13 protein-coding genes are annotated in these 13,184 nt (G+C 62.7%); 8 read left to right on the top strand and 5 right to left on the bottom strand.

Going from position 1 to position 13,184, the window contains the following annotated elements; genetic code table 11:
• Window positions 1-66 precede the first annotated feature (66 nt).
• The 7 genes from OKB81_RS15635 to OKB81_RS15605 all read left to right on the top strand — a co-directional run bounded on the left by OKB81_RS15635 (window position 67) and on the right by OKB81_RS15605 (window position 6,309).
• The gene (locus tag OKB81_RS15635) at window positions 67-633 is read left to right on the top strand and encodes a hypothetical protein (RefSeq protein WP_202395193.1); all 567 of its coding nucleotides are present in this window, start codon (window positions 67-69) and stop codon (window positions 631-633) included.
• 22 nt (window positions 634-655) lie between these two features.
• Window positions 656-1,060 carry a hypothetical protein gene (locus tag OKB81_RS15630; protein ID WP_202395195.1) on the top strand — a complete coding sequence of 135 codons (405 nt, stop codon included), beginning with the start codon at window positions 656-658 and terminating at the stop codon, window positions 1,058-1,060.
• Between the two features lie 27 nt (window positions 1,061-1,087).
• On the top strand, window positions 1,088-2,227 hold the full coding sequence (locus OKB81_RS15625; RefSeq protein WP_234888658.1) for a hypothetical protein: 1,140 nt from the start codon (window positions 1,088-1,090) through the stop codon (window positions 2,225-2,227).
• Entirely contained in the window at window positions 2,214-3,038 is an 825-nt protein-coding gene (locus tag OKB81_RS15620; RefSeq protein WP_234888659.1) for a hypothetical protein, read from the top strand. Before OKB81_RS15625 ends, OKB81_RS15620 begins: the two co-directional genes overlap by 14 nt.
• On the top strand, window positions 3,035-3,259 hold the full coding sequence (locus OKB81_RS15615) for a hypothetical protein (protein WP_160838906.1): 225 nt from the start codon (window positions 3,035-3,037) through the stop codon (window positions 3,257-3,259). Before OKB81_RS15620 ends, OKB81_RS15615 begins: the two co-directional genes overlap by 4 nt.
• Before the next feature lie 218 nt (window positions 3,260-3,477).
• Entirely contained in the window at window positions 3,478-4,671 is a 1,194-nt protein-coding gene (gene fabV, locus OKB81_RS15610) for an enoyl-ACP reductase FabV (RefSeq protein ID WP_041212832.1), read from the top strand.
• 162 nt (window positions 4,672-4,833) lie between these two features.
• On the top strand, window positions 4,834-6,309 hold the full coding sequence (locus tag OKB81_RS15605) for a YfcC family protein (protein WP_160838908.1): 1,476 nt from the start codon (window positions 4,834-4,836) through the stop codon (window positions 6,307-6,309).
• Window positions 6,310-6,374: 65 nt separating this feature from the next.
• Here the strand turns inward: OKB81_RS15605 and OKB81_RS15600 are convergent, their stop codons facing one another.
• Window positions 6,375-7,589: a pyridoxal phosphate-dependent aminotransferase gene (locus OKB81_RS15600; protein WP_005302243.1), complete on the bottom strand. Its 1,215-nt coding sequence runs from the start codon at window positions 7,587-7,589 to the stop codon at window positions 6,375-6,377.
• A 356-nt stretch (window positions 7,590-7,945) separates the two neighbouring features.
• Between OKB81_RS15600 and OKB81_RS15595 the strand changes: the two genes are divergently transcribed.
• Complete coding sequence (locus OKB81_RS15595; RefSeq protein ID WP_010674028.1) at window positions 7,946-8,155, top strand: DUF1653 domain-containing protein; 210 nt, start codon at window positions 7,946-7,948, stop codon at window positions 8,153-8,155.
• A 59-nt stretch (window positions 8,156-8,214) separates the two neighbouring features.
• On the opposite strand, the gene OKB81_RS15590 is transcribed toward OKB81_RS15595, so the two are convergent.
• The 4 genes from OKB81_RS15590 to OKB81_RS15575 all read right to left on the bottom strand — a co-directional run bounded on the left by OKB81_RS15590 (window position 8,215) and on the right by OKB81_RS15575 (window position 13,111).
• Window positions 8,215-8,472 carry a GrxA family glutaredoxin gene (locus OKB81_RS15590; RefSeq protein WP_010674029.1) on the bottom strand — a complete coding sequence of 86 codons (258 nt, stop codon included), beginning with the start codon at window positions 8,470-8,472 and terminating at the stop codon, window positions 8,215-8,217.
• 211 nt (window positions 8,473-8,683) lie between these two features.
• On the bottom strand, window positions 8,684-10,117 hold the full coding sequence (gene dacB / locus OKB81_RS15585) for a D-alanyl-D-alanine carboxypeptidase/D-alanyl-D-alanine endopeptidase (protein WP_160838910.1): 1,434 nt from the start codon (window positions 10,115-10,117) through the stop codon (window positions 8,684-8,686).
• A gap of 87 nt (window positions 10,118-10,204) precedes the next feature.
• Entirely contained in the window at window positions 10,205-11,965 is a 1,761-nt protein-coding gene (locus tag OKB81_RS15580; protein WP_270664860.1) for a DEAD/DEAH box helicase, read from the bottom strand.
• Between the two features lie 120 nt (window positions 11,966-12,085).
• Window positions 12,086-13,111, bottom strand: a complete 1,026-nt coding sequence (locus OKB81_RS15575) for an HlyD family secretion protein (protein ID WP_270670370.1) — start codon at window positions 13,109-13,111, stop codon at window positions 12,086-12,088.
• Window positions 13,112-13,184: the final 73 nt, after the last annotated feature.

Below are 13,184 nucleotides of genomic sequence, written 5' to 3'. Positions count from 1 at the left end.
ATATGGATTTAGGGACTCAGAATACTTTTTTCTGAAAATCAAGGCGGCCTTCCCCGGAAAGCCGCGATGAACCTTAATTTTCCCATTGCCCATGTCGCCATCTACAACCGGATTTTGACAGATGCCGAGATCCTGGCCCGCAATCAATTGCTGCTTGGCACCATGCCCTGGTCGGCAGTGCCTATGCAGCCCCTGCCAGCCAATCAGGAGCCGCGCAGCGTATTCCAGCCGCAGGACGTGGCGTGGAGGGGGAGCCCAGTGGCCATGTATGGGGGGCCCACGCCAGTCATCCAGATAGACTCAGACCCCCTTTGTCAGGGGCTCGATCAATTCTGGCTGCGTGATGGGAGCCAGAGCGTGCAACAGGGCTATATCGAGAGCACGGTCACCATCAACGGGGAGGGGGTCCGGCGCCGGGTGCTCTGCTTCGACCAGGCGGGCAACCTCGTCGGCGAGACCATGAGCCGTGCCAGCGATGGCAAATACCGGTTCGATCTCTTGTGGCTCAACCGTCGCTACATGCTGGTCGCCCAGGACGATCCGGCGTTCGGCCCCGCCGACTACAACGCCGTGGCGGCCGACTTCCAGCTGCCCACCCCCTACGCCCCCGGTGAGGGGGTCGGCCTGGCCTGATAGGGCCGCACCAGGAGGTACTATGTTCACGTATGCAGATGCCCTGCGCACCAGCCGCGCCCAGCTGCTGGCCAGCGCCATCGACCAGGGCAGCGCGGGGCCCGCGACCCTCAAGATCTACACCGGCACTCGCCCCGCCCCGGGGGCGGCCATCACCAGCCAGGTGCTCTTGGTGACGCTGCAGTTCACCCACCCGTGCGCCCAGAGCGTGTCGGGCGGGGTGCTGACGCTCAAGCCGCTGGCCGAGCAGATGGTCATCGCCAACGGGGTCCAGGCCTGGGGGCGCATCGCCAACCGGGACGGGGGCTTTGTGGCGGATCTCGACGTGGGGCCACCGGAGAGCGGCGCCGACATCGAAATCCCCGCCAGTGAGCTGTTCACCGGCGCCATGGTGCGCATCAACGACGCCATCTTTACCGAACCCTAACCGCTCCCCGTGAGCCACGAGGTCAGCATGGCCAGAACCGACGCCCGGCTGGAGTTGCAGAAGGCCCGCAAGGCCAGCGCCGCCCTGGAGCTGAACCCGCTCATGGTGCAGCGCTATGCGGCCGTGTTGCGGGGCACCAGCCTGCCGCCCAGCCTGACCTGCTCCCCGGGCCTGGTGCTGCCGAGCGCACTGCAGGGGACGGGGCCAGCGCCCCAGGCCAGCCTGGTGGTAACGCCGGTTTACCCGGCTGCCTTGCTGGCCACGGCGCCGCCGCCGGCGGTCGAGATCGGCGCCGCCGTGGTCATTGAGGCGACCCTGGCCAGCACGGCCCGCCCCCCGTTGCCTGCCATCGAGGCCGGCCACGACATCAACGTGTTCCGGGGACCGAGCCACACCAGCGCCGCTCATTTCGAGCGGGCCGGTTTGGTGACCCGGGCGGTGCAAAGCGACTGGCAGCGGCCTGAGCTGGTCCCGGCGACGCGCCCCAGCACCTGGCAGGAGGCCCGCCCCCTGCAGGCCGAGTGGGCCGGTCTGGCCGAACAGCTGCCCCGGGAGGATGGCACCGTGCGGGTGCCGTTCGACGAGGGGCAGGCCCTCGGCGCAAGCAATGGCCATGGCTTCGACAGCCTGCCCCCCGGCCATGCCGTGACCCGCTCGCTCTGGGTCGAGGGGGCGCCGGTGGGGCGCTGGCAGGTGAGCGGGTTTCGCAACCCCCCGCGCCAGGACAAGGTGTGGCAGCCAGGCAGCTGGCAGCAGGGGGCACCGCAAGGGGCCACCCTGGGCGACCAGCGCTGGCAGCTTGGCCTGCCTCTGCACAAGGGATGGCTGTCACGCTGGGAGGAGGCGATGCAGCCCCCCCTGGGGGACCAGCCCGCCCCCCAATCCGCCCATCAAGCCGGAGCGGCCAGACAAACGGACCAAGGTGCTGGCGTTCGGCCGCCACCGGGGGGACGCCTCCCTGGAGTTCGTCTGGTTTGGACAGGCTCAGATTGTTATCCCAACCCGGAGGGTTTATCTGGTGAGCAACACAGCAAGCATTGTGCGGGTGAGGGATGGGGTCGATATCCCAACCACCTCGCTGAGCATCGAACTCGATACCGACTCCTGGGCCTGGCAGTTCACGGCCCAGATCCCGCGCATCGCGGCGGCGGCCATGACGGACGATGAAGAGGTCAGCATCCACGTCAACGGCCAGCAGTGGGACTGCGTATGCGACGGCTGGCAGTCGAGCGAGAGCTTTGGCCGGCAGTCGGCGACCCTGACCGGTCGCTCTCGCACCGCTTATCTGTCGCCGACCCACGTACTGGCGCAAGCGGTGAGCGAGAGCGCCTTGGCTACCATGGCCCAGCTGGCGGAGGCGTTGCTGCCGTTTGGCTGGACCCTGAATTGGCAGGCACCGGATTGGCTGGTACCGGCAGGCTTTTTCAGCCTGGACAACCAAACCCCGATCGAGGCGATCAAGTACCTGGCCGAGGCGGCAGGCGGGTTCGTGCTGCCACACCAGCGCAACCGGCACCTGGTCATCAAACCACGCTACCCGACCGTCCCCTGGCAGCTCGACGGGGCGCTGGCCGACATGGCCATTCCCCGCGCCATCATCACGACCCTGGGCAGCGACTTCCAGCCCGGGCAGGCGGCGAACGGGGTCTGGGTCAGTGGTGGTCATCAGGGCATCAGCGCCCGGGTGCTGCGCCAAGGCACGGCAGGGGAGAAACAGGCACCGACCATCACCCACCCGCTGGTGTGCGATGTGGTGGCGGCCCGTGCCCAGGGGGTGGTGGCCCTGGCCAAGACCATGCCGAAGCGCCTGCAGGCCATCGAGCTGCCGCTATCGAACGACACCGGACTCATCTTGCCGGGGGCGCTGCTCGCGGTGGATGGCTGGAGGGGCTTTAACCGGAGCGTGCGGGTCTCTGCAGAGCTGCAGGACAGGGCCATGAAGGTACGCCAACAACTGAGCGTGGAGCGATTTGTATGAACCTGTTCAAACAGTTCCTGGAGCTGGTACCCGGTGCCGACCCTTTGCTGGTTGGCACCGTGACCGCTGTCGGTGCCACGACGACGACGCTGCAAACGATGGGGGGCGGTGTGGTGGTGGTGCGAGGGGGAGGAGTGGCCATCGGCCAGAAGGCGTTCTACCAGAGTGGTGTTATCATAGGGCCCGCTCCTGATTTACCCACCTATGAAATCGAGGTTTAAACCCCTGTTAGGCGTCTCTCAAACTGGGTGATTTCTGATTCACCGAGTTTGATAAATGCGGCCAAGCTCTGTTTGTCGTTTTACCCAGCAAGTTTTTTCATTTTTCGCGGCGGGCTACACCTGTTTCCCCGCAGTTCAACACATCAGAGCACCATAACGGGCCGCAATGAGGTATCTTATGCCCCGATTTCATCCATCAAACGGATAAGAGACAACACATGATCATCAAACCCAAGGTTCGCGGCTTTATCTGCACCACCACCCACCCGGTCGGTTGTGAAGCCAATGTTCGTCGCCAGATCGCTTACACCCAAGCCAAGGGCGCCATCGAGAATGGCCCCAAGAAGGTGCTGGTGATCGGCGCTTCCACCGGCTATGGTCTGGCCTCCCGCATTGCCGCAGCCTTCGGCAGCGGAGCTGCCACCATCGGTGTCTTCTTCGAAAAGCCGAGCTCCGAGACCAAGACGGGCTCCGCCGGCTGGTACAACTCCGCCGCCTTCGACAAGGCCGCCAAAGAGGCCGGCCTCTACGCCAAGAGCATCAATGGCGATGCCTTCTCCCACGAGTGCCGTGCCAAGGTGATCGAGCTCATCAAGCAGGATCTGGGTCAAATCGATCTGGTGGTCTACTCTCTGGCCTCTCCGGTGCGCAAGCTGCCGGACACCGGCGAAGTGGTGCGCTCCGCCCTCAAACCCATCGGCGAGGTCTACACCTCCACCGCCATCGACACCAACAAGGATCAGATCATCACCGCCACCGTCGAGCCGGCGAATGAGGAAGAGATCCAAAGCACCATCACCGTCATGGGCGGCCAGGACTGGGAACTGTGGATGGCGGCTCTGCGCGATGCGGGTGTGCTGGCTGACGGCGCCAAGTCCGTGGCCTACTCCTACATCGGTACCGACCTGACCTGGCCCATCTACTGGCATGGTACCCTGGGGCGTGCCAAGGAAGATCTGGACCGCGCCGCCACCGCCATCCGTGGCGATCTGGCTGCCAAGGGGGGGACCGCCCACGTGGCCGTGCTCAAATCCGTGGTGACCCAGGCCTCCTCTGCCATTCCCGTGATGCCGCTCTACATCTCCATGGCCTTCAAGATCATGAAGGAGAAGGGCATTCACGAGGGCTGCATGGAGCAGGTGGACCGCATGATGCGCACCCGCCTGTACGGCGCCGACATGGCGCTGGACGAGCAGGCCCGCATCCGCATGGATGACTGGGAGCTGCGTGAAGACGTGCAGCAGACCTGCCGTGATCTCTGGCCCTCCATCACCACCGAGAACCTCTCCGAGCTGACTGACTACACCGGCTACAAGCAGGAGTTCCTGCGCCTGTTCGGTTTCGGCCTGGACGAGGTGGACTACGATGCGGACGTGAATCCGGACGTGCAATTCGACGTGGTCGAGCTGTAAGTCGGTCGTCAGCACAGACAGGGCCCTGCGGGGCCCTGTTTTTTTGCAGCAGACTCAACCTGTTGCCTCAGGTTTATTATCCGCGATCACCTTTTTCCCCGAACAATCCCGCTAGGCTTGCGCTGTCCGGATCACAGACGGCACCGCCGAGGTACGAAAGTCATGACCACATCCCATGAGGCGCCCAAGAAGCGCCAGCTCCCCACGGTTTATACCCTGCTTTTCATCATCATCGCCCTGATGGCGGCCCTCACCTGGGTGCTGCCGGCGGGCAAATACAACTATGTGACGGCCAAGACCCAGCAGCCGGTGGCGGCAGCGGCCGTGGCCGACTACAGCGGTGATGAGCGACTGCTGCCGATACCCGGCAGTTACACCGAGCTCCCCTCTCAACCCCAGGGGGTATTCGATGTGCTCAAGGCGCCCATCCAGGGCTTTCACAAGGCGGCGGACGTGGCACTGTTCGTGCTCATCATCGGCGGCTTTCTGGCGGTGACCATGCAGAGCGGGGCGCTGGATGCCGGGGTCGGGGCCATAGTGCGCACCTTCGCCGGGCGCGAGCGGCTGCTCATCCCGGTGCTGATCGCCCTGTTCGCCCTGGGTGGCTCCACCTTCGGCATGGCGGAGGAGACGGTGGCCTTCTGGGCACTCATCGTGCCGGTGATGATGGCGGCGGGCTTCGATCGCATGGTGGCGGCCGGGATCATCCTGCTCGGCTCCGGGGTCGGGGTGCTCGCCTCCACCGTCAATCCGTTTGCCACCGGCATCGCCTCCGGTTTCGCGGGTATCCCCATCGGTGAGGGGATAGGGCTACGGGTCATCCAGTGGCTGCTGCTGGTGATCTTCGCCTCCTGGTTCGTGATGCGCTACGCCAGGCAGGTGCAGCAGGACAAGTCCCGCTCCGTGCTGGCCGATATCGTTTATGACGACGAGTTCTCCCAGATGAAGAGCGGCAACCTCGCCTTCAGCAGCAAGCAGAAGCTCACCATGCTGGTCTTCTTCGGCACCTTCCTGCTGATGATCTATGCGGTGGTGCCCTGGTCCGATCTGGGCATTGATCTGTTGCCCACCCTGGGCTGGTGGTTCGACGAGCTCTCCACCCTGTTCTTCAGCGCCTCCATCCTGATTGCCCTCATCAACCGGATGCCGGAGTCCAACTACGTGGCGACCTTCCTGAACGGGGCGCGGGATCTCATCGGGGTGGCCCTGGTGGTGGCGGTGGCGCGCGGCATCTATGTGGTGATGGAGTACGGCGTCATCATCGACACCATACTGCATTGGGCCGAGGGGCTGGTGAGCGGACTGTCGTCGTCGGTCTTCATCCTGATGGCCTATCTGGTGCACATCATCCTGAGCTTCTTCATCCCCTCCACCTCGGGGCTCGCGACCGTCTCCATGCCGTTGATGGGGCCGCTGGCGGACTTCTCCGGTATCTCGCGGGATCTGGTGATCACCGCCTATCAGTCCGCCTCCGGCTGGATCAATCTGTTCGCCCCCACCGCCGCCCACCTGGTGGCGGGGCTGGCGCTCGCCAGGATCCCCTATGATCGCTTCGTGCGCTGGGTGCTGCCCTTCATCATCGGGGTGGCCCTCATCACCATGGCGGTGCTGGTAACCGGTGCCCTGCTCCACGGCTGATGGCGCGGATAGAAAACGACAGATAACAAAAAGGCTCCCGCGGGAGCCTTTTTCATGAGCCTTGCTTACTGTTTGTAGCCCTTGAGGAAGCGGGCGAGGCGACCGATAGCCTCTTCCAGCTCCTCTTCCCGGGGCAGGAACACCAGGCGGAAGTGATCCGGTGCCGGCCAGTTGAAGCCGGTGCCTTGCACCAGCAGGAGCTTCTCCTGCTGCAGCAGGTCGAACACCATCTTCTGGTCATCGCGAATGTCATACACCTTGGGGTCGAGGCGCGGGAACATGTAGAGCGCCCCCTTGGGCTTGACGCAGGAGACCCCGGGGATCTCGTTCAAAAGCTCCCAGGCTTTGTCCCGCTGGCGACGCAGGCGGCCCCCCGGCAGGATCAGCTCGTTGATGCTCTGGTAGCCCCCAAGGGCGGTCTGGATGGCGTGCTGCATGGGCACGTTGGCACACAGCCGCATGGAGGCCAGCATCTCCAGCCCCTCGATATAACCCTTGGCACGACCCTTGGGACCGGTGATGACCATCCAGCCCTGGCGGAAGCCGCAGGCGCGGTAGGCCTTGGAGAGGCCGTTGAAGGTTACCACCATGACGTCGTCGCACAGGGTGCAGACGCTGGTGTGGGAGATGTCGTCGTAGAGGATCTTGTCGTAGATCTCGTCGGCGAAAATGATGAGGTTGTGCTGACGGGCGATCTCGATCACTTCAAGCAAAAATTCGCTGCCGTAGACGGCGCCGGTCGGGTTGTTGGGGTTGATCAGCACCAGGCCGCGGGTGCGCGGAGTAATGCGAGCACGGATGTCGTCGAGATCCGGGTACCAGTCAGCTCCTTCGTCGCAGCGATAGTGCACCGCATGGCCGCCGGAGAGGGTTACTGCTGCGGTCCAGAGCGGGTAGTCGGGGGAGGGCACCAGCATCTCGTCGCCGTTGTTGAGCAGCGCCTGCATCGCCATCACGATGAGCTCGCTCGCACCATTGCCGATGTAGATGTCGTCGATGTCGACCTTGCGCATCCCTTTTTGCTGGTAGTACTGCATCACCGCCTTGCGGGCGGAGAAGAGCCCCTTGGAGTCGCAGTAGCCCTGGCTCTGGGGCATGTTGAGGATCACATCCTTGATGATCTCCTCCGGTGCTTCGAAGCCAAACGGGGCCGGATTGCCGATGTTGAGCTTGATGATGCGGTGACCTTCGTCTTCGAGACGGCGAGCTTCTTTGTGCACCGGGCCGCGGATGTCATAGCAGACATCGTCGAGCTTGTGCGACTTGTCGATAGTGAACATGGTGAGCGTGATTCCTTCCCCGTGGGGCGCGTTGGCAGAAAAGCTGTTTTTAGTATCAAATTTCTCTGCCCCTATTCTTCACAGAATTGAATGCTAGAACAATCTAATTTATGGAATAAATCCCTGATATTTACCCCTGAAACAGGGTTGTTGAAATGTTAAATTCAGCATGATCGTTTGCCTCTCTTTGGTAGATCAGTGAAAGATGAGGGGCAGATTCATAAAGCAACATGAGTGTATTGAAATATCTCCCCCATCTGGCACGATTGGCTGGGGTAAAAAAGGCCCCGACCCGTCGGTCTGCCAGGGGAGCACGCAGGCACGGGGGCTCATCTTCCCGCTCTCGAGGTTCACTCATGCAGGCACCCGCCACCGGTCGCTACCGCCATTTCAAGGGGGGCTATTACCAGGTTCTGGCCCTGGCCTTGCACACCGAAACCCAGGAGCAGCTGGTGATCTATCAATCCGAACAGGATGGTCAGGTCTATGCCCGCCCCGTCGCCATGTTCATGGAGTGGATTGAACATCAGGGACAGGTGGTGAGCCGCTTCACGCCGGTGGCCTGAGGCAGACTTGGCGACATGAAAAAAGGCGCCAGAGGCGCCTTTTTTCATGGTGTCGGGGCTTACAGACCCAGATTGGCTCTGGCATAGGCCTCAAAATCTGTGCAGCCGCCGATGTGCTGCTCATCCAGGAAGATCTGCGGCACAGTGGTGACCGGCTTGCCCGCCTTGGCGGCGAGATCGTCCTTGGTCAGCCCGGCCACGTTGATATCCACGTAGCGGAACTCGAAGTCATCGCGCTCCTCGGTCAGTTGCTCGGCAATCTGCTTGGCACGCACGCAATAGGGGCAACCGGGACGACCAAAAATCTCTACAAACATCTTTTCTCTCCATTAAACAAGCCGTTGAAGAAGGCCATTGAGATGAGGCTGGGCACAGCATAGCCCTGGCGCCCTGTCAGTCAAAGCTGAAAATTGCAATGCTTCCGTTCGCCATCTCCGATTGCGCCCACTGCTGATGATGGCGCCAGCGTCCCTGTTTCGCCCCAAGGCCGGGGAATCGGGCCGCCTTGCCGGCAAGGCAGCCCGTCTATCACTGCTCGACGATCTGGATGGGTTGTTGCTGGTAGATGCTCTCCAGCACGCCTTTTTCGAAGACGGTCCAGGGCCAGGGCGCCTTGCTGGCGCGGTAGCGCTCGTGGGTTGCCGGATCCTGGGAGAGACCGCGCTGGAACATCACGAAGGCCTTGCGCTGGCCACCGGCGGTGTCGATGAAGCCGGCGAGGTTCGACGTACCTGTGATGGTACCGGTCTTGGCGTGTACCTTGTTCTTCATCATGGGAGCGGTGACGCTGCGTCGCCAGTCCAGGGTGCCGTCCACCTGGGAGCTTGGCAGCAGCTTGATGAAGTCGAGCTCGGCATCGTTCTTCTGGATGAAGTTAAGCACCGACAACATCTGGCGCGCGCTGATGAGATTGTGGGCGGAGAGGCCGGAGCCGTCGGCCAGGGTGGCGTTGCCAAGGTCAATGCCGTGCTTGGTCAGGATGGCGCGCACCGCCATGGTGCCGCTGCGATAGCTGCCCGGCTTGTTGTAGTAGTGACGCCCCACGGTTTTGAGGAAGGTATCGGCGTAGAGGTTGTCGGACTTTTTCAACATCTTGGCGAGCATCACCGGCAGGGAGACAGAGTAGTGGGTCGCCAGGGTCTGGGCACCGACAGGGGCCTGATGGGTGACCCGCAGCAGGCCGTCGTGGCTGATCCCGGCGCGGTTCATGGCCCAGCGGATGTTGTCCCAGCCCCAGGCCTCCACGTCATGGATGGCAAAGCGCAGCCCTTGTGGCTCCTTGTTCGGGGTGATGCAGCCCTTGAGCTCGTAGAAGTTGCCCTTGGCCATGTCTACTTCCAGAGCGCAGAACTGACGCGCCATGTCGCCATAGCTCATCACCTCCACGTTGTCGGCGCCGATGCCGATGGGCACGCCGGTGGCCACGTTGCCCACCGCAGGCTTGCCAATCTGGGTGGCGGTGATGGTGCCGTAGGCGCAGTTCTTGTCGATGATGACCGAGGAGACGGGAGCGGCGAAACAGAGGGTCTGATCCCCCCAGGACCAGCCGTTGCCACGCTCGTAGCCGTTGTAGGCACCGGTGTTGACATAGACGTTGCCCTGAATGCGGGTGACGCCCAACTGTTTGAACAGGGCAACCAGATCCATGCGCGACAGGGTCGGGTCGCCCACGAAGTTGATCCAGATGTCGCCGTTGATGGTGGTGCCCTGTTTGGCGCCGGGCTGGGCCTGGATGTCGGTGGCGAAGCGGAAGTCGGCACCGAGTTCGAGGCGTGCAGCGAGCGCGGTGAGCACCTTCATGGTGGAGGCGGGGGCTATCATGTCATCGGCGTGACGGGCAAATTCCACCCCGTTGTTGCCCTGTACGATGACGGCGTACTGGCCCCCCTTGGGCGGGGTCAGCGGGGCGGCGTGGACCGCCAGAGAAAAGAGAGCACAAAAACCAATCAACAGCCGCTGCATAAGATCCTCTAACTGAACGAAAGGGCGGCATCAGAAACCGCCCCGATAATCAAACCGGGTGACTGCCGGGTATCGCCTGCCATGGGGTCAGGCCGGGGCGTTGGCAGTCCGGTAACGCCCCTCGTAATCGAATATTTTTTCCTTCACCTGCCAGAAGCGTCCCGACTTGCGGGCGATGACGAAATCCGGGTGACGGAACTGGTTTGCCGCGAGCATCACGCTCGCCAGGGTCGTGAATTCGGGCTCCAGGCCCGGGGCGGGCCAATGATGACGCACAAAGCGTTGTTGAAACAAGCGCTGTGCACCCCGGGAGTGAAAGGGGAAGTACTCTGTCAGGGTCAGGCCATCCTCGTCGTGGTAGGTCACCTCCAGCCGCTCCCCCTGCTTGCCGCGCCCGGCACTCAGGGTCAAACCGGCGCAGCGGATCACCATGCAGTCCTTGAGATTGAGGGCTTCCTTGAGCTTGTCGTCAGGGTCCACCAGCAGCTGGTCACAGCTTTGGCAGCGACGGGCGGCGATGTCGTTTTCAGCGCCGCAACCGGGGCAGATCTTGGCGCGAAAGCGGTAGTCGCACTCCTCGCGGTTGCCCTCGTCATCTTCAAACAGTCCCTGACAGCGGCGGCCATAGTGCTCGATCACCTTGCCATCCTCGTCGGTCTTGCCCCAGAAGGTGTTGGCAAAGCCGCAGGCGGGGCAGGGCACCTGAACCGGCTCGGTGCCGGCGTGGGGCCTGGGCTCCCCCACTTCGGGGGCAAACAGGTTGAAGTTGTTGCCTGCGTAGTCGAGCACCAGGCAATCGCTCTTGCCGGGTGAGAGGCGCAGGCCCCGTCCCACAATCTGCTGATAGAGCGACACCGATTCGGTGGGACGCAGCATCACGATAAGGTCGACGTGGGGGGCATCAAAACCGGTGGTGAGCACCGCTACGTTGACCAGAAACTTGAGCTCGCGCGCCTTGAAGGCACTGATTAGAGCGTCGCGCTCCGGTCCCGGCGTCTCGCCGGTGACGAGGGCGGCCTGCTGGCCTCTGGCACCGAGCAGGCCATAAATTTCCCGGGCATGCTCGACGGTGGCGGCGAAGATCATCACCCCCTGCCGGTCGGCCGCATACTCCAGCACCTGGCTCAGGATATGGGGGGTGACCCGCTCCTGGCGCTTGATCTCGCCGTTGAGCTGCGCCTCGCTGAACAGGCCGTTCTCCCGCGGCACCAGCTTGCTGAAGTCGTAGTGGACGATGGGGGCGTCCACCAGGCGCGGCGGGGTCAGGTAGCCGTTTTTCACCATGAAGCGCAGGGGCAGTTCGAACACGCAGTCACCAAAGAGCCGCTCGCCGTGGCTCTTGACCATGCCGTGGTAGTGGCGCCGGTAGATCCAGCCCAGCCCCAGCCGATAGGGGGTGGCGGTGAGCCCGAGGATCTTGAGGGCCGGATTGGCGGCCTTGAGATGCTCGATCACCTGATGGTATTGGCTGTCGTCATCGAGCGAGACCCGGTGGCACTCGTCGATGATGAGCAACGAAAAAGCCCCGTCGAAGGCATCCAGATTGCGCGCCACCGACTGCACCGAGCCAAACACCACCTGGGCGCTCGCCTCCTTGCGTGCGAGCCCCGCGGCGAAGATGTCGGCCTTGAGCCCCCAGGCTTCGTACTTGGCGTGGTTCTGCTCCACCAGCTCCTTGACGTGAGCCAGCACCAGCACCCGGCCACGGGCCTTGCGGGCCAGTTCGGCGATCACCAGGCTCTTCCCGGCCCCGGTGGGCAGCACCACCACGGCGGGATCCGGGTGTTTGCGAAAGTGGCTGATGACGGCGTTGACCGCGTCGGTCTGATAGGGTCTGAGAACGAACATGGGGAACGGCTGTGGTGCAAGGTGGCGCCATTATAGGGATCTTGCGGGGAAAATGCAGTGAGGGGGGCGTGCTGACAGGAAGCGGGCCGGCAAGATGCCGGCCCGTGCAGGTCAGGGACCTCAGTGGAAGGGGAACAGGTAGTTGAGCCAGCTACCCATGCGCATCAGGATCTTGCGCATGATGGCCACGTGGTGGAAGTGCTCGGTATAGATGGCGGCCTGGCCGCTGGAACCCGCGATCACCTGGTAGTTTGCCCATTCGGGATCGGTGATCTCGAGCACGATGGGTAGGCGACCCGGTACCTGTGCCGAGGTCTGATCGATAAGACCCGCCTGTGCCTGGATATTGCCCGGTGCCATGGCCGGGATAACGGACTGCACCTTGGCCTTGAAGATGCGACCCGGAATGCCGTCGAGCACGACTTCGGCCTCGTCACCCGCCTTGAGCCGCTGCATGCTGTTCTGCCAGAACCAGCCGACATAGGCATTGGCATCTTCATGAATGAAGGTCATCACGGGGCGGAACATGAAGGGGGCGGCAATCATGCCCGGGCGCAATGCCAGTTGTACGACATGACCGTCACTCGGGGCGTAGACCACGGTCTGCTCCAGATCGTACTTGGCGATGTTGAGCTGGGCACTCAGGTCATTGAGGGTCGCTTTCTGCTGATCAATCTGGGCGACGATGTCATCCACGTTGGCCTGGGTGACGTCGAGGTCGCGCTGTTTGCCGATGCCCCGTCGCATCAGCTCCTGGGCGCGATCCCTGTCCAGGCTGGCGGAGCGCAGGCGGGCGTCCAGAGCCTTCAGAAAATCGGTGTTGGAGGCGAGGCGCGCCGTCAGGCTGGCGACCTTCTCCTGGAAGGGCTCAGCGTCGATGCGAAACAGCACATCCCCTTTCTTGACCGGCTGGTTGGGCTTGACCGGGACGTCGGTGACACGCCCCTTGACCAGGGGCACGACCGGGGTGGAGACATAATAGTTGCGAGCCAGCTCGGAATAGGGGTGGTTGTAGTTCATCAGCATGATGAGTGTGCCGATGATGATGACGCCACCCAGTACGGCGGTCGGCACGGTCCACTTGTTGAGCGGGATCTTGAAGATCTTGAAAATACCTATGCAGAGGGCTGTATAGGTGAGAATCATGTACAGGATCTTTAGCAGCAACCAATTGAAATAGATATAAAAATGGCTTCGATTGTGATCTGATTTTATCGCC

Origin of the sequence: Aeromonas sp. QDB56, from assembly GCF_027705505.1 — a bacterium.
Taxonomy (GTDB): domain Bacteria; phylum Pseudomonadota; class Gammaproteobacteria; order Enterobacterales; family Aeromonadaceae; genus Aeromonas; species Aeromonas caviae.
The sequence above is the reverse complement of the archived record's forward strand: the minus strand, read 5'-3'. Positions and strand labels throughout refer to the sequence as shown.

Coding starts and splice junctions, on each gene's coding strand:
- dacB (WP_160838910.1), bottom strand. CDS start 10,117: ATGCAGCGGCTGTTGATTGGTTTTTGTGCTCTCTTTTCTCTGGCGGTC.
- OKB81_RS15600 (WP_005302243.1), bottom strand. CDS start 7,589: ATGTTCACTATCGACAAGTCGCACAAGCTCGACGATGTCTGCTATGAC.
- OKB81_RS15575 (WP_270670370.1), bottom strand. CDS start 13,111: ATGATTCTCACCTATACAGCCCTCTGCATAGGTATTTTCAAGATCTTC.
- OKB81_RS15620 (WP_234888659.1), top strand. CDS start 2,214: ATGACGGACGATGAAGAGGTCAGCATCCACGTCAACGGCCAGCAGTGG.
- OKB81_RS15635 (WP_202395193.1), top strand. CDS start 67: ATGAACCTTAATTTTCCCATTGCCCATGTCGCCATCTACAACCGGATT.
- OKB81_RS15590 (WP_010674029.1), bottom strand. CDS start 8,472: ATGTTTGTAGAGATTTTTGGTCGTCCCGGTTGCCCCTATTGCGTGCGT.
- OKB81_RS15615 (WP_160838906.1), top strand. CDS start 3,035: ATGAACCTGTTCAAACAGTTCCTGGAGCTGGTACCCGGTGCCGACCCT.
- fabV (WP_041212832.1), top strand. CDS start 3,478: ATGATCATCAAACCCAAGGTTCGCGGCTTTATCTGCACCACCACCCAC.
- OKB81_RS15605 (WP_160838908.1), top strand. CDS start 4,834: ATGACCACATCCCATGAGGCGCCCAAGAAGCGCCAGCTCCCCACGGTT.
- OKB81_RS15595 (WP_010674028.1), top strand. CDS start 7,946: ATGCAGGCACCCGCCACCGGTCGCTACCGCCATTTCAAGGGGGGCTAT.
- OKB81_RS15580 (WP_270664860.1), bottom strand. CDS start 11,965: ATGTTCGTTCTCAGACCCTATCAGACCGACGCGGTCAACGCCGTCATC.
- OKB81_RS15625 (WP_234888658.1), top strand. CDS start 1,088: ATGGCCAGAACCGACGCCCGGCTGGAGTTGCAGAAGGCCCGCAAGGCC.
- OKB81_RS15630 (WP_202395195.1), top strand. CDS start 656: ATGTTCACGTATGCAGATGCCCTGCGCACCAGCCGCGCCCAGCTGCTG.